At 37.2% G+C, this 20,556-nt stretch carries 12 protein-coding genes and 2 pseudogenes; 12 read left to right on the forward strand and 2 right to left on the reverse strand.

Going from position 1 to position 20,556, the window contains the following annotated elements:
• The first annotated feature begins 104 nt into the window (after positions 1–104).
• The 7 genes and pseudogenes from ndk to GM3708_RS16010 all read left to right on the forward strand — a co-directional run bounded on the left by ndk (position 105) and on the right by GM3708_RS16010 (position 12,900).
• Positions 105–554 carry a nucleoside-diphosphate kinase gene (gene ndk, locus GM3708_RS15980; protein ID WP_066349000.1) on the forward strand — a complete coding sequence of 150 codons (450 nt, stop codon included), beginning with the start codon at positions 105–107 and terminating at the stop codon, positions 552–554.
• A 558-nt stretch (positions 555–1,112) separates the two neighbouring features.
• Positions 1,113–7,574 (forward strand): tandem-95 repeat protein, encoded by a 6,462-nt coding sequence (locus GM3708_RS15985; RefSeq protein ID WP_066349002.1) that lies wholly within the window; start codon positions 1,113–1,115, stop codon positions 7,572–7,574.
• Between the two features lie 273 nt (positions 7,575–7,847).
• Positions 7,848–8,015 (forward strand): annotated as a pseudogene (locus GM3708_RS15990) (IS630 family transposase); the annotation flags it as partial.
• 25 nt (positions 8,016–8,040) lie between these two features.
• Positions 8,041–8,601 carry a peroxiredoxin gene (locus GM3708_RS15995; protein WP_082714167.1) on the forward strand — a complete coding sequence of 187 codons (561 nt, stop codon included), beginning with the start codon at positions 8,041–8,043 and terminating at the stop codon, positions 8,599–8,601.
• Positions 8,602–8,685: 84 nt separating this feature from the next.
• Positions 8,686–10,215, forward strand: a complete 1,530-nt coding sequence (gene zwf, locus GM3708_RS16000; RefSeq protein WP_066349004.1) for a glucose-6-phosphate dehydrogenase — start codon at positions 8,686–8,688, stop codon at positions 10,213–10,215.
• A gap of 50 nt (positions 10,216–10,265) precedes the next feature.
• Positions 10,266–11,630: a glucose-6-phosphate dehydrogenase assembly protein OpcA gene (gene opcA / locus GM3708_RS16005; RefSeq protein WP_066349005.1), complete on the forward strand. Its 1,365-nt coding sequence runs from the start codon at positions 10,266–10,268 to the stop codon at positions 11,628–11,630.
• Positions 11,631–11,907: 277 nt separating this feature from the next.
• On the forward strand, positions 11,908–12,900 hold the full coding sequence (locus GM3708_RS16010; protein ID WP_066349007.1) for a CIA30 family protein: 993 nt from the start codon (positions 11,908–11,910) through the stop codon (positions 12,898–12,900).
• Between the two features lie 139 nt (positions 12,901–13,039).
• Here the strand turns inward: GM3708_RS16010 and GM3708_RS16015 are convergent, their stop codons facing one another.
• Positions 13,040–14,140 carry a glycosyltransferase family 1 protein gene (locus GM3708_RS16015; RefSeq protein WP_066349008.1) on the reverse strand — a complete coding sequence of 367 codons (1,101 nt, stop codon included), beginning with the start codon at positions 14,138–14,140 and terminating at the stop codon, positions 13,040–13,042.
• Between the two features lie 274 nt (positions 14,141–14,414).
• Positions 14,415–15,020, reverse strand: a complete 606-nt coding sequence (locus tag GM3708_RS16020; protein WP_066349009.1) for a superoxide dismutase — start codon at positions 15,018–15,020, stop codon at positions 14,415–14,417.
• A gap of 157 nt (positions 15,021–15,177) precedes the next feature.
• Here GM3708_RS16020 and GM3708_RS16025 point away from each other — a divergent pair, with 157 nt between their 5' ends.
• The 5 genes and pseudogenes from GM3708_RS16025 to GM3708_RS16045 all read left to right on the forward strand — a co-directional run bounded on the left by GM3708_RS16025 (position 15,178) and on the right by GM3708_RS16045 (position 20,550).
• The gene (locus GM3708_RS16025; RefSeq protein WP_066349010.1) at positions 15,178–16,302 is read left to right on the forward strand and encodes a succinylglutamate desuccinylase/aspartoacylase family protein; all 1,125 of its coding nucleotides are present in this window, start codon (positions 15,178–15,180) and stop codon (positions 16,300–16,302) included.
• Complete coding sequence (era, locus tag GM3708_RS16030; protein WP_066349012.1) at positions 16,295–17,233, forward strand: GTPase Era; 939 nt, start codon at positions 16,295–16,297, stop codon at positions 17,231–17,233. The genes GM3708_RS16025 and era overlap by 8 nt, the downstream gene beginning before the upstream one ends.
• Positions 17,234–17,692: 459 nt before the next feature.
• Positions 17,693–19,207 carry a Mu transposase C-terminal domain-containing protein gene (locus GM3708_RS16035; RefSeq protein ID WP_231932986.1) on the forward strand — a complete coding sequence of 505 codons (1,515 nt, stop codon included), beginning with the start codon at positions 17,693–17,695 and terminating at the stop codon, positions 19,205–19,207.
• Positions 19,208–19,213: 6 nt separating this feature from the next.
• Positions 19,214–20,047: pseudogene (locus tag GM3708_RS16040) on the forward strand (TniB family NTP-binding protein).
• A complete protein-coding gene (locus tag GM3708_RS16045; protein WP_066349016.1) occupies positions 20,047–20,550 on the forward strand; it encodes a TniQ family protein in 504 nt (167 codons plus the stop codon). Before GM3708_RS16040 ends, GM3708_RS16045 begins: the two are co-directional and overlap by 1 nt.
• Positions 20,551–20,556 lie beyond the last annotated feature (6 nt).

Below are 20,556 nucleotides of genomic sequence, written 5' to 3' on the forward strand. Positions count from 1 at the left end.
AAATGAACAGATAAAGGATTTTTTTTAAATTTAGTTTTAGAAAGTCACACATTAAGCTAATCTTTTTTAGGGAACTAAAAATTAACATTTGTAAATATAAAAATATGGAACGTACTTTTTTAATGGTGAAGCCTGATGGTGTGCAACGTAACCTTATCGGTGAAGTTATCCAACGCTTAGAAAAAAAAGGTTTTACCCTCGTTGGTTTAAAATTAATGGCAGTTTCTCGTGAATTAGCCGAGCAACATTATGACGTACATAAAGAAAGACCTTTTTTCGCAGGTTTAGTTGAATTCATAGTTTCTTCTCCTGTTGTTGCCATGGTATGGGAAGGAGAAGGTGTTGTGGCTTCCGCTCGTAAAATTATTGGTGCAACTGATCCTTTAGCGGCTGAACCCGGTACAATTAGAGGAGATTTTGGTGTTAGTATTGGACGTAACCTCATTCATGGTTCAGATGCGATCGAAACTGCCCAAAGAGAAATTGCTTTATGGTTTAAAGAAGGCGAATTAGCTTCATGGGAAAATGTCGCAAAACCTTGGCTAGTTGAATAATTAGAAAGTTTCTGGGGGTGAATGCCATTCACCCAAATGGTATTTGAGAATCTATCGATGGAAATATTAAGCCTTTTATAATTTTTTATGATTAGGGGTTTAGAAATATTAAACCTCAAGAATTATCAATTAATCAGTTAATTAACATTTAAAATAACTTGGAATAAAATTTATAAAATAATAATATAATACTTATATCTTGCACCAGGAAAAATTCATATGAAAATCTAGGATGAGGAAAAGAAACCACTAAAGATAGATAACTATAAAAAACAAAGCTGTTAGCCAGATTAGCTGAAACAAGATCCAACTTCCGACAATAATCCCGATTCCAGTGAGCAGAATTAATCAAGATTGACACCACTAAGGCTTGTACTTCCAAATTGATGACGATGACGTAGTTAGCTCTATCTAGTGGATTAGCTCAGAAAATTTAGTGAAAAAAGAAAGTTAAAATTTCAATGTATGTACCATAATTGATTATGGATCAAAATGAGAATTGACATTATATCTTACCCAACTTTTAGTTAAGTACATACAAAATTTAGAGTAAAGATTATGACAGATAGTACCGTGCGCTATTTATCGCAAATGTTAAAACCAATCCTAGCTAATTTCGCCGATTCTGATGATTTTACAGTTCAAATGGCAGAAATCTTTGGCATTAGTGCAGAAGTGGATATTTTACGGCAACAGTGGAAAAATGAATCTTGGGTTTTGCCAACCGTAGAGTTAGTTAGTTCATCGGTGATTAATGGTGCATTAGGGGCGTATTCGCTACAAACAGGTAAGATTTATTTATCTCAAGAATTAATAAATAGTAACAATACAGATTTAATTATCGGAATTTTGTTAGAGGAGTACGGACATCACGTTGACGGACTTCTTAATGTCACCGATACCCTAGGGGATGAAGGGGAATTATTCTCTAACCTACTGCGGGGGATTATCCTAAGCGAAGCTCAGTTACATAATATCTCCACAGAAAATGACCATGCAACCATTGTTATCAATGGAGAGGAAACCCCCATTGAGATGGATGCTAGTACCTTCATCGTCAACAGTACCGATGACACAGATGATGGCGACATTAATAATGGTGTAACGACTCTGCGGGAGGCGGTTAATGCAGCTAATGCCAGTAGCGGAGCAGACACCATTACCTTCGGCGGCTCAGTTTTCACTGATGATACCCCAGACAAGATTATCCTAACTAACGGACAACTGTTTATCAATGACAGCCTGACAATTATCGGCACGGGCATCAACCAACTCACCCTCAGCGGCGATGCCAATAACAGCGGTAATAATGACGGGGGTGACGTCCGCCTGTTCTTCGTTAACCAAGGGACTGTCAACCTCTCAAACTTGACCTTAAGTGGCGGTCGGAGTCAAGGAGGCAACGGACAAGAGTCCGGCGGTGGTGGTGGAGCGGGTATGGGGGGAGCTTTATTTATCAACGATGGCATAGTGAAACTGGGTAATATAACCTTCACCAACAACCAAGCTATTGGAGGCAATGGCGGTTTGAAGGGCGGCGCACTTTATGGTGGTAGAGGGGGAGGCTTCGGTGGCTACGAAGGTCTTGACAACGTTGGAATCGATGGCTTGGGCGGTGCTAGTACTGGTACTCTAACGCCCGGAGAAAACAACGCAGGCTTTGGCGGTGGTGGCGGTAGCAGTTTCTTCCGAGGAGGCAACGGAGGTTTCGGCGGTGGTGGTGGTGGTGGCAGCACCCCGGCGTCGATTGGCTTCGGTGGCTTCGGTGGTGGCAATCCTGCCCCTAATGCTAGTGGTGGTGGTGGTGCCGGTTTTGGCGGGGCAATCTTCATCCGCTCTGGGTCTCTCGATCTGCAAGACACCAGTTTTACCAATAACAGCACCGTTGGCGGTATCGGTGATTCTGGTGGGCAAGGATTGGGGGGTGCCATTTTTGTTGTTCCCGCCGAGCTGACAGGGCAAACGGGAAGACCAGCCCCTACCGTAACTGGCACTAATGTTAGCTTTGTAAATAATTCCGCAAGTAACGATGCTGGTGTTGTGGCCAATAATGATAATTTGTTTGGTCCGACTACTTTTCCAGCGCCAACGTTAGTTGGGATGATTGCCGACCAATTGATCATAGAGAATAGCCCCTTTAACTTTATTCTGCCCACTGGTCTCTTTAATGATGTGGATGGGGAAGGAAGCCTTACCTATGTAGCGACATTAGCTGATGGTAGTCCTCTACCTGGTTCTTTAACCTTGAATGGAAGCAGTTTTAGTGGTACGCCTTCCCTCAACTTTAATGGCACTCTTCAGATCAAAATCACAGCCTTTAATACCAGTAAGGCGAGTGTCAGTACTATCTTTGACTTGATAGTAGTCAATCCCATCGCCAACCAATCTATTCAAGAGGATAGTTCCTTTAACTTCACTGTGCCAGATAATGCTTTTGAAGATTTTGTGGACAGTGCAGGAGGCAGTGTAACCTATACGGCAACTTTAGCGAATGGTAGTCCTCTACCTGGTTCGTTAAGCTTTGATGGTCGCAGTTTTAGTGGAACGCCTCCCTTGAACTTTTCTGGTGCTATTTCCATCAAAGTTACTGCCACCAATAACAATGCTAGTATAAGCGACGTTTTCGTGCTAACTGTAACATCCGTTAATGACGTGCCTGTAGCGTTAGCCGATATAGCTCTTAGCTCTTATAACCTGCCGATTGAGGGTTCGGTAGCTACTAACGATAGCGACGTTGACGTTAACTCGATTCTGACCTACAGCCTGCTTGCTCCTGTTGACGGTCTGACCCTCAACCCAGATGGGAGTTACCTTTTCAATCCAAATGTCTTTATTACGTCTGGAAATTCGAGTGATACCCTGCTCGCTAATTATCGAGTTACTGATGAGTTTGGAGCATTCAGCGACAGCACCCTCACGATTAACCTTTCAGGAAATGCCCCCATTGGCTCACCCACCGCTACCTTAGAAGATATTAAAAAAAATACCTCTCTTGTTCCTACCTCTCTTGTTTTCAGTGCCGCTGATCTTTTGGATGGATTTAGCGATCCAGATGGGGATAGTATCTCCCTCGTTAATTTAACAGCGAGTAATGGCACTTTAGTCAATAACAACGATGGGACTTATACTTTTACGCCTACAGCTGACTTTACTGGCGTTGTAAATCTCTCCTACGGTGTCAGTGATGGGACTTATACTCTCAGGGGACAAACTCGCACTTTCAATGTCTTACCATACGACTTCTCCATTCCGAAAAATACGGCCGTTACTGTTAATAACAGCACTTTATTGGCAGGGGTTGTTAATGTTGATAATGACCCTTTATCAGTATCTAACTTAACGGCGAGTATTGGCACTTTAATCAATAAAAGTGATGGAAGTTATACCTTCATTCCTCCCGTTGACTTTGCTGGATTAATAACCCTTACCTACGATGTCAGTGATGGGCAAAATCCTCCCAGCCAGCAAACTCGTACGGTAGAAGTAACAAACCAACTCTTCCCTGTCTTTGACGGTGGCGATCCATCATATAGCAATAAGGCTGGAGTTAGCGATCTAATTAAGGTCTATTGGGGCTATGATACCAACGGAAATATTATCGGCTCAGCTAGAAGCTTTGCGGAGCTTAGGTTCTGGACTCCGAACATATTAGTTAATGATATCCAGAGCATTAATTTTACCAAAGTCTTAGCAGCCACTCCCAGCATGATTGGCGTAGCTGGTATCAGCGCGAGTAATAATTCGGGTATTGGTAGCGGTCAGAGTGGAATACGGGATATTCTAGGCTTGTTAGAGCGATTCGGCAGCATCCTCGATCCAAATTTCCCATACGGGCAGAGCAGCGCGACCGTTACAAACTACTTAACTAGTCTGTACATGAACGTGGATGGTTCTCATGCAGGTTTCGTAAATCTCAGCAATCCAGACCTTAAATTTGCGTTGGAGCAAGATAAACCAATCACCGAATCCTACGCTTACTGGGTACTGCATATTGACAACACAGTAAACCATCCTCGTTCGAGGTATGGATACTATGGATACTATAACTATGTGACTTTGAGCCTGGAGCAAAACGCACCTCCTGTAGCCACGCCTAAATCATTGTCCTTCACAGAAGACGCGGGCTTTTTCTATCCGGAACTTCAATCTACGATTGATTTTGCTTTGGGGCTTCTTTTACCAGGGGTTGAGGATGAAATTGTCTCCTCGAACCCTAGCAGCTGGTTCGCCCAGAATGCTCTTGTCCGTGTCGATGGAATTCCGGGACTACAGACTCTAAGGCAAAGTATTCTCTATTATGAGGGGGATCCCTCAGATGTTGTACTTGCTGACACAGGTAATGCGGCTTACCAACATCTCGCTCAAGGGGCAACTAAGACCATCGTGGGGTCTTATACCGTTCAAGATGACTTTTACAAAACGGGTACAGCGCCTCTCACCGTCACCTTTACTGGGGTAAATGATGCGCCCGTCGCCGTAGCAGATACCAATAGTGGTTTGACTAATACTATTATTGAAGGATCAGTTGCTACTAACGATAGTGATGTTGATGATGGAGCAATTTTAACCTACAGCCTGATCGCTCCTTTGGACGGTCTGACTCTCAACGCTGACGGGAGTTACAGCTTGGATGCAACTCACTTCTCATTTTCTTTTGGTCAAACCGTTGGTGCGATCGCTAACTATCGAGTTACCGACGAGTTTGGAGCCTTCAGTGACAGTACCCTGACGCTTACCCTAGTCCAGAATAGTCCTCCAACTGGAGAGCCGACTGACATTAGCCTTAGCAACAATACCGTTATTGAAAACGTAGTGCCTGGAACCGCAATTGGTCTTTTCACAGCCATCGACCCAGACGTAAACGACAGTTTTAGCTATAGTTTAGTATCGGGTGAGGGAGACACCGACAACGCCAACTTCGAGATTGTGGGTAACCAACTGCGAATTAATGCTTCCCCAGATTTTGAAACGAAAAGTAGTTACAGCATTCGGGTAAAAACGACGGATCAAGGCAATTTATCCACTGAAAAAACCTTCACTGTTACTATCAATAACTTAGATGAAGTAGCCCCGACAATTACTTCTGGCTCAACCGTCAAAGCAATCAATGAAAATAGTGGAGCAAGTCAGATAGTTTATTCTGTAGCCTCTATTGATACAGGCGATATTGCAACAGGTGCAACTACCTATAGCCTGAAAAACGAAGGAGACTTTGCCGCCTTCACTATTAACAGCATATCAGGACAAGTCAGCCTAATAGCTAATCCTGATTTTGAAACTAAATCAAGCTATAGCTTTACCGTTATTGCCACCGATGCGGCTAATAATGCTTCAGAAAAGGCTGTTACTTTAGGCATAAATAACCTCGATGAAGTAGCTCCAACAATCACCTCTGGGGTTACAGCCACCACCATTAATGAAAATAGTGGGGCTAATCAGATTATTTACATCATCGTTGCTACCGACTTAGTAGATTTTACTGATGGTGTTGTAACCTATAGCCTGAAAAACGAAAGAGACTTTGCTGCCTTAATTATTAACAGCACATCAGGACAAGTCAGCCTGATAGCTAATCCTGATTTTGAAACTAAATCAAGCTATAGTTTTACGGTTATTGCCACCGATGGGGCTAATAATGCCTCAGAAAAAGCTGTTACTTTAGGCATAAATAACCTAGACGAAGTAACCCCTGATTTAAACCAAGCCCCTGTATTAACCGTGCCAACTGCAAAAACTGTCAACCAAAATACCCCCCTGATCCTCGGTGGTATAAGCATCGCAGATCCAGATGCAGGTAGTGGCAACCAAACTGTCACCCTTTCCGCCACATCAGGAACCATCACCCTAGCCAGTACCGCAGGTTTGACCATCTTGGCAGGGGGTAGTGGTAGCAGTAACCTAACCTTTAGCGGTACCCTCAATAATGTCAATGCCGCTTTAAAGAACCTCATCTATCAAAGTAATAGTACCTTTAGCGGCTCAGATACAATTAACCTGACAGTCAATGATAATGGCAATACAGGCTCAGGTGGTGCTAAACAAGATAGTGACTCCATTGCCGTGACGGTTAAAGCCGTAACTCAAACAGCACCTTCTTTATCTACGGATATTTTAGCAGTGAACTCTGTACGCACCACCATCATTGCCGACTTTAATAACGATAATCTCTCTGACATTGGTTATACAAACTCCCTCAATGCTTTCTATGTGGCTATCAATAACGGTGCGGGGGGTTATCTTTCTCGTGTCACCTTTCCCACTAATAAAAAACCAGGAGGAGGGGCAGTAACCAACTTGAATGGTCATGCAGGTCTGGACCTAATTTTACCAAATAAGACAACGAATAATGTCTCAGTATTTCTCAGCAATGGTACAGCCTCACCAACAATCACCACCGTTACCACTGGTACTAATCCTGTGTTTGTGGTGACTGGAGACTTTAACGAAGATAGTAACAAAGATATGGCCGTAGCTAATTATGGCAATAATACCGTTTCCGTTTTTTTAGGCAATGGAGTGGGTGGCTTCTCCTCTCCTACCTCTTTAACCGCAGGTTCTAAACCATCGGCCATGGCCGTGGGGGACTTTAACGGAGACGGTAAATCAGATTTAGCCGTAACCAATTATAGTGCCAATACAGTTTCTATCTTCCAGGGAGCAGGTGATGGTACCTTCGGGACAAAGACGGATTATCTGACAGGTACAAGCCCCAACTCCGTTGCTGTTGGCGATTTTGACAAGGACGGGGATTTTGATTTAGTCGTTAATAACAACAAATCGAATACCCTGTCTGTCTTCCTCAACAACGGCAGTGGTGGGTTTAGTCCAAAAACAGATATCGCCCTCAGTGCTAATTTATCTGCCTACAGTGTAACGGTAGGAGACTTCAATAGCGATAGTAACCTAGACTTAAGAGTGGCCAATAATTTAACCAATAATGCTGGTATCTTAACAGGGGATGGTCTTGGCAACTTTTCTGCTATCTCAAACCTAACCATAATTCAGATTCCATCAGTTTAACAGGGACAGTTGAGGCTTCCTAAGTATTCTATTTCAAAGTGGAACTATTTTGAAATAGAATAAGATAAATCCGCTAATGAAACTATACATACGATAAAATGATATTGTTGAGGATAAATCATTAAAATTTGTCATCAAAAATCATCGTTCTTTGGCTGATTTTTATTGCTAGAAACTAATGTTTATATACCAAAGATATAAAATTTGTTCAGAAAAATTAACTTATAGTTATTTAACTTAAGAATGAGACAAAAATAGAGTAAAATCTTAGAAGAAAATTTAGTACCAAGAAGAAGAAAAGGAAAAAAAGATTTAATGTTATCAATGCTCTTTACGGGAAGTTTAAATGCAGAAAGTTTTGAAGGATGGTTAGAAAAATATTTATTGCCATCATTAGAAATATTATCAGTATTAATCATAGATAATGCACCAATTCATCGGGATAATCAATATATTAATTGTTAAAATGTTTAAATACTTGGTAAAAATAGCAATTATTTTCAGCGTAATTTTTTGCTTATTATTTAGTTTCAGTAATTTTGCTCTTGCATTAGGAGGAATACAACCGCCTTTAAACGAACTTGCCCCAGAATTTATATTACCCACGAATAAAGGAGATGGAGAGATTTCCTTGAAAGATTATCGAGGTAAATGGGTGGTACTCTATTTTTATCCTCAAGATTTTACTCCCGGATGTACCCTCGAAGCGAAAAGATTTCAACAAGATTTGGCGAAATATCAAGCCCTAAATACCGAAATAATTGGCGTGAGTGTTGATGATGTTCATTCTCATGAAGATTTTGGCGAGGAAGAAGGTTTAAATTTTCCTTTATTAGCCGATACTGAAGGTAAAGTAAGTAAAGATTATGGTTCATGGTTAAGTGGAAGATCCATGCGTCATACTTATATTATCAACCCCGATGGCGTTTTAGTCGCTCAATTTTTAGGGGTGCACCCTGCTATTCACTCTCAAGAAATTTTAAGAGCCCTAACAGAGTTACAGAAATCAGAAAACGGATTAAGTTAACAAAACTTTACTTATAGGAATTAAAATTAATCACATTTTGAGAGAGAAACTAGAATAAAAGTGGTTGTTCAAGAATAGAATAAAATGTTGACACTACAAGAAAATCCTCTCAGAGTTGGTTTAAAACAGGCTAAAACTCCAGAACCGTTAATATTAGTTATCTTTGGAGCATCAGGAGATTTAACCCAACGAAAATTAGTACCAGCTTTGTATCAACTAAAAAAAGAAGGGCGACTACCAGCAGAAATGACTATCGTAGGAGTTGCTAGGCGAGAATGGAGTCATGACTATTTTCGTGAGCAAATGAGACAAGGTATTGAAGAATTTTCTGATGGTATTGGTAAAGAAGAGTTATGGGATGATTTTGCACAAGGACTTTTTTACTGTGCTGGAAACATGGATGAAGCAGAAAGCTATGAACAATTAAAGGCTTTCCTCGAAGAATTAGACGGTAAAAGAGGCACAAGAGGTAATCGAGTTTTTTATCTGGCTGTTTCTCCTAAATTTTTTCCTCCTGCCATTAAGCAATTAGGTGCGGCAGGAATGTTAGATGATGCTTTAAAACATCGTCTAGTTATTGAAAAACCCTTCGGTAAAGATTTAAGCAGTGCACAAGTTTTAAACCGTATTGTACAAAAAGTTTGTAAAGAAGAACAAATTTATCGTATTGATCATTATTTGGGTAAAGAAACGGTACAAAATTTGATGGTTTTTCGTTTTGCCAATGCCATTTTTGAACCTTTATGGAATCGTAACTACGTTGATAATATTCAAATAACCGTAGCGGAAACCGTTGGAGTTGAAGAAAGAGCAGGTTATTATGAAACCGCAGGGGCGTTGCGAGATATGGTGCAAAATCACCTATTACAACTTTTTTGTTTAACGGCGATGGAAACACCTAACGGGGTTAATGCAGATAGTATTAGGGGAGAAAAAGTCAAGGTTTTACAATCAACTCGTTTAGCGGATGTCAAAAATTTAGAAAAAAGTGCCATTAGGGGGCAATATTCAGCAGGATGGATGAAAGGAAAAGCAATTCCGGGTTATCGTGACGAAAAAGATGTAAATCCTTACTCTACAACTCCCACTTTTGTCGCTTTAAAGTTAATGGTAGATAACTGGCGCTGGCAAGGTGTACCGTTTTATTTACGCACAGGGAAACGATTACCGAAAAAAGTCTCTGAGATTGCCATTCAATTTAAAGATGTACCTTTAACCATCTTCCCCTCGGCGGCACAACAAACAAACCCTAATATTCTCGCTTTACGCATCCAACCCAATGAGGGTATTTCTTTGAGATTTGAAGCAAAAGTACCAGGATCTGAATTACGCACTCGTACAGTGGATATGGATTTCAGCTATGGTTCATCTTTTGGTATCAATACCGCAGACGCTTATCACCGCTTACTATTAGATTGTATGTTGGGGGATCAAACTTTATTTACCCGTGCTGATGAAGTAGAAGAAGCGTGGCGTATTGTTACCCCTGCCTTAACCGCTTGGGATGCCCCTTCAGCCCCCGATTCCATACCTTTATATGAAGCAGGTACATGGCAACCACCAGAAGCGGAATTTTTGCTTAACCGAGACGGTAGAAAATGGCGACGCTTGTAATTTGAAGACTATGTAATTTGACGAAAAACTTTACTTACAAAAAAAAGATCATGAAAACAACTCCCCTCGTATCCTTACAAGCTCCTAAAGATGTTAACTTAGAATACATCGACAGCGAATTAAGACAAATCTGGCAAACTTATACGGGCACAGGTGATGGTTTAGCCGCCACTAGGGCTTCTACTTTTAGCTTTTTAGTATATGAGCCAGAAGCTACTCAACCATTACTGTCTGCCCTTGGTTTTTATAGTGGTCCTGTAGATGGAATTGGCGGACCTCGTACTACTTCAGCGATCAAGGCGGCTCAAAAAGCCTATGGTTTAGAAGTGACAGGGCTTTCTTCACCCGAATTATTGACTAAACTTAGAATCGAATTTGAAGCGAAACAGGTTAAGGGTAAAATTGATTTAGTGGAATTAGCTTCGGTAAAACAGTATTCTCTCGATATGGAAGGTGCTGGAATTGCTGATGCCATCGCCTCTATTAATCCCTGTCGTATTATTACTTTATCCCCTACTACCGAAGGAGATGAAGGAGTAAAAGCTAGAGTATCAGCGTATTGTCCTGTAAATAAACGCTCGGCTAATACTTTAATCTGTTGTGAATATATTAATATTACGGGAATTTCCTCTGCTTTTGAACGTATCGGCGGTGTTATTTCTGAGTTGATGATTCCTGATTTACCCAAATTTATGTGGTGGAAAGCTGGGATTGATGAGGAATATCCTCTCTTTCAACGGCTAGTTAATGAATGCGATCGCCTAATTATTGATTCAAGTATTTTTATACAACCAGAAATTGAGTTACTAAAAATAGGTAAACTATTAGATCGAGATTTACCTGTTATTGACTTAAATTGGGCAAGATTATCGGCATGGCAAGAGTTGACAGCTGAAGCATTCGATCCTCCAGAAAGACGTAGTGCTATTTGGGAAGTAGATCAAGTTACGGTTGACTATGAAAAAGGTAATCCAACTCAAGCCTTGATGTATTTAGGTTGGTTAGCTAGTCGTTTAAATTGGCAACCTACTGAATATCATTATGAAAGCGGTGATTATAACATTACTACCATTAAATTTTTGAATCCTGAAGGCAAAGAAATTAATACGGAATTAGCAGGAGTGCCCATTGCGGATTGGGGTGCAGTTTTAGGGGATTTAATTAGTTTAAAACTTACTTCTACTAACCTTAACGCCGATTGTTGTACTGTTTTATGTTCCGAAACCACAGGCTGTATGAGAATGGAAGCAGGAGGAGGAGCACAATCTTGTCGGATTCAACAAGTAACCTCTTTAGCAGATCAAGATACTGAACAATTATTAAGCCAACAGTTACAACGTTCTGGTAAAGATGTTCTATATCAAGAAAGCATGAAAGTAACTACTCAAATTTTAAAATTAGCAATCGATCATTAAAGTTTGCTTAACAATGTAAATGATAAGATAGGTAAGGACAAAAATTAACTTACCTATTTTTTTCAGTAATTAAGCTCATAAGTGGGTAAGCTAAATTCATGATTAATTTTACCTAGAGACTTATAGTAATCCTAAATCATTTGTAAATCATTAAAGATTAAAAATAATTTTCACTATACATGAACGCTAATGGCTCATATTTCTCAAAATCTTACAAATCATATATGAGAATTGCTATATATCACCTGTCTAAAAATTACTGTATTGTATTAGATTTATGGAATTAAAACGTCTTTGGAAAACTTTAACCTATTTTGAAGTAATCCCTTTTCCTTATTGTCTTCTAAAATTATTTCAGTCAAAAAATATTGATAAAAATATGATTGATTCTATGGTAAATTTAACTTTAATTAGTGATGATCGCAGTAGTTTAGCTCAAGAAACAATTAATTCTCTACAACAAAAAAACTTACCTTTAAGAATTATTAGTCCATCACCAACCACTGCATTTTCTTCCTCTTTGACAGAAATTATTGATTTGAATTTAGAGGTAGATACTCCTTTTTCTTCATTATTAGAAAGAGTTAATAAAATTATTTTTTTTCCTCAAAATGGCATCGATAAATTATTAGAATTAGTCAATCAAAATTTACAACAGGGAGAAATAATATTATTTGATTTTCAAACTCCTAATCAAAATCTACGCAATATTTGGGGTGCAGTAGATGATGTTGTAATGGGTGGAGTTAGTAGCAGTAATTTAATTTTAAGCTCTCATTGTGCGATTTTTACAGGTATTGTTTCCACTAATAATAATGGTGGTTTTGCTTCAGTTAGGAGTAAAAATTTTAATCAACCATGGGATTTATCTAATTATCAAGGCATCAGATTAAAAGTTAAAGGAGATGGTAAAAGATATAAATTTATTACCCGATGTGAAGGAAAATGGGATGGCATTAGTTATTGTTATTCCTTCGATACTATCGTAAATGAGTGGCTTATTGTTGATATTATTTTTGATAATTTAATTCCTGTTTTTCGTGCCAAAACTCTTCAGGATGCTGATAAATTTGATTCAAGTAAAGTTTATTCTTTACAATTAATGTTGAGTAAATTTGAATATGATGGTGGTTATAATCCCACGTTTGAGGCAGGAAGATTTGCTTTAGAAATTGAATCGATTAAAGCTTATGGTAAAAAAGATTCTCCAGAACTTATTTTTATGGGAAATCCAGAATTATGGGCTGATTATAATATAAATAAAAGTTAATCACAAAATTTTCTTGATGAAGATAAGAATTAGTCAGGGTAATTCATTAATTATCCACAAACAAGTCGAGAGAAATAATTATAAATCCTAAATATTTATTTAGTTTTCTTTCCCTGCTAAAAACCCAAATTACACCAAATTAGAGATATTTTTTTATCACTTTTTCGGTTTGTTTTCCTGTCTTTTTCCAACTAAAATTCATGGCTCTTTTTAATCCTAATTCTCTTAATTGTTTTCGTAAGTTTTTATCCTCTGCCATTATATTCATTGCTTGAGTAATGCTATCAATTTCTAATGGATTAACGAATAATCCTGCTTCTCCTGCTACTTCTGGTAACGAAGAAACATTAGAAGTAATAATAGGAGTGCCACAAGCCATCGCCTCTAAAATAGGGAAACCAAAACCCTCCCAAAGAGTAGGAAAAACAAGAGTTTGAGCTTGATTAATAATAATAGGTAGATTATCACTAGAGACATAATCTAAGAATTTAACTTGAGTTGCAATACCTAATTCTTTTGCCTGTTGTTTTAATAATGGAGTATAACGGGTATCAGGTGGACCAACTAACCATAATTCATAGTTATTATACTGTTTAAAATTAGCAAAAGCTGAGATAATTCTGCTGATATTTTTATGAGGATCATGTCGTCCTAAATAAAGAAAATAAGGATTTTTATAATTATTTCTTAAATTTTCTATTACTCGAAATTTTTGATGATCATAACCTAGATAAATGGGAGTAATTTTATTGGCAGAAATACCAAAATAATTAATAATATCATCTGCTGTTGCTTGAGAATTACAGATAATATGTTCAGCTTGACGGCAAACTTGAGGAATATAATAGCGGAAATAAGGAGTAAGAGGAGATTTTTTTTTAGGATAACGAATAGGTATTAAGTCATGCACCATTATTACCGCTCTAGTTTTACTAAATAAAGGAATTTCAGGCACTGGAGAAAATAATAAACTTCCTTTTAAATTACGATAAATATTTGGTAACTGAAACTGTGTCCATTTTAGTCTTAAAAAATGACCTTTACTACCATTATCTGGACTAAGTTTTTCATCAATAAAATAAGGATTTTCATAACTATTATTATTATATTTTTCGGGTAATAAACTATGATATTCTAAACCATGAAAATGAGGTAAAATATTTTGTATATAGTTAGTTATTCCCGTCGGTTTTTCAACCAGCATTGATAGATTAATTATTAATTCTTGCTCCATTTTCATCCTCTAAATCTCAAAGAAGAATTTTTATAATATAAATTTTATAGTAATTTTTCAATCATTTGTAAACAATTAAGGATTAAAAAATAAATCTGTAAATTTTAATATACCTGAAAGCCGATAACTAAAAGCTGATGAGCTAAAACGCTTTTAACTTATATCTTTTAAAATTAGTAAAAAATAGCTTATTTTAATAAACAGATTATATAAAAAAATTAGTCCATAAAAAATTTATAGACTAATTATTAATTATTCATTTCTAATTTTTAAGAATTAATTAAGCCGTTGCCTTAGCAAAATTTTCCGCAACAAAATCCCAATTAACTAATTTGCTTAGAAAATCACTGATGTAATCAGGGCGTTTATTTTGATAATCTAAATAGTAAGCGTGTTCCCATACATCCATTGTTAATAAAGGAATTTGCCCAGCGGTTAAGGGATTATCGGCATTACCAGTTTTAGTGACTTTTAAAGTACCATTATCTAATACTAACCATGCCCAACCACTACCAAACTGAGTAGCACCAGCCGTTTTGAAAGCCTCTACAAACTTGTCAAAACTACCGAAATCAGCATCAATTTTATCAGCTAATGCACCACTAGGAGTACCACCACCATTAGGTTTAATAGACTGCCAATAAAAACTGTGATTCCATGCTTGAGCAGCATTATTAAAAATACCAGCCTGACTGGGGTTAGTAGCCGTGATTTTAATGACTTCTTCAAGGGATTTAGAGTCTAAATCTGTACCTGCGACTGCATTATTGAAGTTATTTACATAGGCAGCGTGATGTTTGTCATGATGAAATTCTAAGGTACTTTTAGAGATACAAGGCTCTAATGCGGTGTAATCGAAAGGAAGAGTTGGTAATTGATAAGCCATATTATTTAATCATATTATCGGTTACTTTGTTTATCCTATCTGAATCATGTCTCAACTGTCAATGGAATCAGTTATAAGCAATAAAATTCGGCTTTTATTTAATAATTGATACTATGATTATTAATAATTTTAGATAGTGATTCTTTCCTTAATATTTATGAAGCCAATTTGTGAATTAATTAATCTTCAAACTTTAGCTAGTGGCGATATTCTACAATTAAAAACGTATCAATTTAAAGGCAAAACTAAAGATAAAAAAGTTTATATACAAGCTAATTTACATGGTGCAGAAATCGTAGGAAATAAAGTTATTTATGAATTAATTCAATTTTTAAGTCAGTTAAATGATGATAATATTAAAGGAGAAATTTTATTAGTACCGATGTGCAATCCTACGGGAGTTAATCAACGAAGTTTGTTTTTCTCTACGGGAAGATTTAGCCCTTATGATGGACTTAATTGGAATCGAATTTTTTGGGACTATACTCATGAAAATGTTGATATTAATAAATTTGTACAAGCAAATCTTAATTTAAACAAAGAAAAAATACAACACAATTTTTTAGATCAAATATTGACTAAATTTGCTGATAAACTTAAATCTATTGATGAAAATCGAGGAATATCTTTTTCTGAACATTATCGTAATCTGTTACATTCTTTATCTTTAGATGCTAATTATATCATTGATATTCATAGTTCTAGTGTTAAAGCCATCGACTATTTATATTGCTTTGACTATCGTCAAAAAAGTGCAGATTATTTTCTTTTTGAATATGCTATTTTAATGAACAAATATGATGGTAATGCCTTTGATGAAGCCTTTTTAAACCCTTGGTTAGTTTTAGAAAAAAAGTTAATTCAAGCAGGAAGAAATATTACTTTTGATATAGAATCATGGACATTAGAATTAGGCTCAGGAATGATCATTAATCAAGAATCTGTCAGCAAAGGTGTTAAAGGTATTATTAATTATTTATCGGCAAAAAATATTCTCAATTTAGAAGTAAAATTACCGAAAAATCCTACTAAATTTATCTCAAAAAATAATCTCAAAAGTTATTATGCACCTGAAGGGGGAATTATTCAAAAAAGATTACCTGAAGGAACAAAAGTTATTCATGGTGATCTTCTTTATGAAATTTTATCCTTTAATAAACAAGGGGATATGCCTACTATAATAGAAATAAAATCCGCAGATAAAGGCATTATCTATGATGTCTCTACTAACGATACTGTTAATCAAGGCGAGTATATTTTAGGTATTTTTCCCCATGTCTAACCCCGTTGAATCTTTTTTGCCTGTTATTCCCGTTGCTTCTCCTGAATTTAAGTCGGGTTTCATCGCTATTATTGGGCGCCCAAATGTGGGTAAATCTACTCTTATGAATCGATTAGTTGGCGAAAAAATTGCCATAACTTCTCCTGTACCCCAAACTACTCGCAACCGTTTGCAAGGCATTTTAACCACCTCAGAAGCACAAATTATTTTTGTTGATACTCCGGGTATTCATAAACCCCATCATGAATTAGGCAAAGTTTTAGTACAAAATGCAGTTTCTGCCATTAATAATGTTGATGTCGTGTTATTTGTCGTTGATGCTTCTTCACCAGCAGGAGGAGGAGATCGTTATATTACAGACTTATTGCAACATAGTAAAACGCCTATCATTTTAGGGTTAAATAAAATAGATTTACAAGAAGACAAAAGGGATAAATTAAGAGAAAGTTATCAAGAAATTTGTCAAGAAAATTGGGAAATGGTAGATTTCTCTGCCGTAACTGGAGATGGCTTAGATAACTTACAAGAAAAATTGATCACTAAATTAGATTTTGGTCCTTATTATTATCCCCCTGATTTAATTACAGATCAACCAGAAAGATTTATTGTCGGCGAATTAATTAGAGAGCAAATTTTACTGTTAACGAAAGAAGAAATACCTCATTCTGTCGCTGTAACGGTGGAAAAAATGGAAGAAAGTGCTAAACTCACTAAAATTTATGCAGCGATAAGTGTCGAACGAACTTCTCAAAAATCGATTATTATTGGTCATAAAGGCAGTATGTTAAAAGAAATTGGTACAGTTTCTCGTCAACAAATGCAAAAATTATTAAGTGGCAAAGTTTACTTAGAATTATTCGTTAAAGTTGAGCCAAAATGGCGACAATCTCGCTTAAGATTAGCTGAATTTGGTTATGATGTAATATCTTAAATCCTATTACAAGAATTTTATCATATTTGTCGAGTAACATTTTATCTGTCGCTTTAACATTTTATTTGTCATGGGGATAATTCCTCCTCAAATCCCCTTCCCTAAACAATCATAACCATCTTTGATCCCTCCTCATCATCGAAGATAGGTTTAACAAATTACTTGTCATTATTCTGAACATTAACAAATTGATTGTCATTTCCTCTGATTTGACTTTTCAAAATTTATAACATAATAGTTGTCATTTTTTAATAACGCTGTTGAAATAATATTATGTTTTTATAAATGGTATTTATGAGCAAAGAAAAAAATATAATCCCTGTTGATATTCCTGAAGATGTCCAGAGGAGGATTGAACTCATCAATTATTTAATGGAACCGTGCGATCGCATCTCTTATGGGAAAAAGTTAGATGAAGTGAGTCAGAAGTTAAACTGCTCTCGTTGAACAGTGCAACGCATGGTAAAAAAAAATGGTAAAAAAAAATGGGAAGAGGAGGGAATTAACGGTCTATTTTCAACCCAAAGAACGGATAAAGGTCAACATCGTATCGACCAAGTTTTAGTTGATTTCATTAAAAAACAGTATATAGAAGGGAATCGGGGAGGCACTAAAGTTAATCGTTCTCAGATTGCGGTTAAAGCACAAGTTAAAGCCAAACAAGAAGGGTTGAAAGTACCCAGCCACATGACTGTTTATCGCATTCTTCAAACAATTATCGATGAACAAGCCGTGAAGAAAAATATTCGTAACCCCGGATGGAAGGGCACTAAATTAAGTTTGAGAACAAAGGATGGCACAATTTTAGAGCCAGAATACAGTAATCACGTCTGGCAATGTGACCATACAGAGGCAGATATTTTATTGGTTGATAGCTCTGGTAAGATATTTAAACGTCCTTGGTTGACCACCGTAATCGATACTTATTCCCGTTGTATTGTAGGTATAAACTTAGGTTTTGATGCTCCCAGTTCAATGGTAGTAGGTTTAGCCCTTCGTCATGCTATTTTGCCCAAAGACTACCCTTCGGACTATCAATTACATGAACAGTGGGGAACTTATGGTAAACCAGAGTATATTTTTACTGATAGCGGTACAGATTTTAAGTCTCATCATGTTCAGCAAATAGCTTCTCAGCTAGGTATAACCTGGAAGTTTCGTTCTCGTCCTTCTGAAGGTGGTATCGTGGAAAGACCCTTTGGCACTATTAATACACAATTGCTATCTACCTTGCCTGGATATACTGGGTCAAATATCAAAGAACGACCAAAAGAAGCCGAAAAAGGTGCCTGTCTCACTCTTAATAATTTTCATAAGCTCGTAGTTCGTTATATAGTTAATAATTACAATCAGAGTTTGGATAAGCGTACGGGACAAACTCGTTATCAGAGGTGGGAAGCAGGTTTAGCGGTAACACCTTCCTTGCCAACGGAACGAGAATTGGATCTATGTTTAATGAAACAAACTCGCCGTACGGTTTATCAAGGGGTTTACATTAGTTTCAATAATTTATCCTATAAAGGAGAGTATTTGTCGGGTTATGGGGGAGAGCAAGTCATCCTCAGATATGAGCCTAGTGACATAACCACTATTTATGTATATAAAAACGAGGGCGATAAAGAGGTGTTTCTTTGTCGTGCTTTTGCTCAAGATTTAGAGTCGGAATCTCTCTCGTTTTATGAAGCAAAGGAAATAACCCGTCAAATCAGAGAAAAAGGCAAATCAATAACGAATAACTCTATTCTTGCTGAAGTTCAGGCTCGTGAGTTAATCATCAAAGAGAAAAAAAGTAAAAAACAGATACAGAAAGAAGAGCATAATTTGCTCAAAGAACAATTATCACCTCTAAAGGTTGAGCCGATAGAAGATGAGGAAAATTTACAGGAGAATGAGCCAGATTTAGTTGTGGAAACTGAAGGTGAGTCTGTCAATGTTTATGACTATAACGAAATGATTGAAGAGTATGGATGGTAAATAATTATGACTAAAGCAGAAATTATCGCAAATAACTTAGGCTCTATTAACTCACAACTAGATGACGATAATCTTAAAACTGAGATAGAAAGGTTAAGAAAACCCAGTTTTGTAGAATTGGAAGCGGTTAAATTACTACATGATTGGCTGGAGAATAAGCGTCATTCTCGCCAGTGCTGTCGTGTAGTAGGGGAGTCAAGAAATAGTAAAACTCTTGCCTGTAATGCTTTTAGATTAAGACACAAACCAGAGCAACAACCAGGAAAAGCTCCAAAAGTTCCAGTGGTATATGTTCAACGACCTTAAGAGTGTAGCTCTCGGGATTTATTTCAAACAATTATTGAACATCTTAAATATCAAATTACGAAGGGTACTGTTAGCGACATTCGAGATCGCACTTACAATGTGCTGAAAACTTGTCAAGTAGAAATGTTAATTATTGATGAGGCAGATCGTTTAAAACCGAAAACATTTGCTGATGTTAGAGATATATACGATCTAGGTATCGCAGTGGTTTTAGTGGGAACAGAGCGACTGGATACGGTAATTAAAAAGGATGAACAAGTTTACAACCGCTTTCGTGCTTGTTATAGTTTTGGGACTTTGACGGGAAACTCATTAATCAAAGTCGTAGAGATATGGGAGAAACAAGTTCTATGCCTTCCTCTTCCATCTAATTTAGCCCAGAAAAGTATGATGCAAGTTATTGCCCAATCAACTCGTGGTTACATTGGCTTAATTGATATGATTCTCAAAGAAGCAGCTATTAGAACTCTACAGAAAGGTAATAAAAAAATAGATTTGAACACCCTTAAAGAAGTTGCACAGGAGTATAAATAATGCTGGTAAATGAGCTCGAATATTGGTATTTAACACCTACACCTATGGCTAATGAGAGTATCAGTCATTTTATGGGTAGATTTAGGCGAGAGAATCAATTAAGTGTTTCTATGTTGGCTACCATAACAGGTTTAGGAGGTGCGATCGCACGTTGGGAGAAGTTTAGACTCAATCCTCCTCCCACACAAAAAGAGTTAGATAAACTAGCTGAGTTAGTTCGCTTGGATACTAAAGATTTACAGTTAATGTTACCGCTACAAGGAACGGGGATGAAACTAGAACCGATTAGGCTTTATCCTAGTTGTTATATTGAATCACCCTGTCACCAAATACAATGGCAGTTTAAGACAAGCGATCGCTGCTTTGCCCATAATCTAACTTTATTATCCGAATGTCCTTTTTGTGGGGCTAGATTTAGGATATCTAGCCAATGGGAACAAGGATGTTGTCATCGGTGCTTTAGTAGTTTTGAGAGTATGATTAACTATCAAAAGCCTCTTTGAGGTTAA

The organism is Geminocystis sp. NIES-3708 (assembly GCF_001548095.1).
In the GTDB taxonomy this organism is placed as follows: domain Bacteria; phylum Cyanobacteriota; class Cyanobacteriia; order Cyanobacteriales; family Cyanobacteriaceae; genus Geminocystis.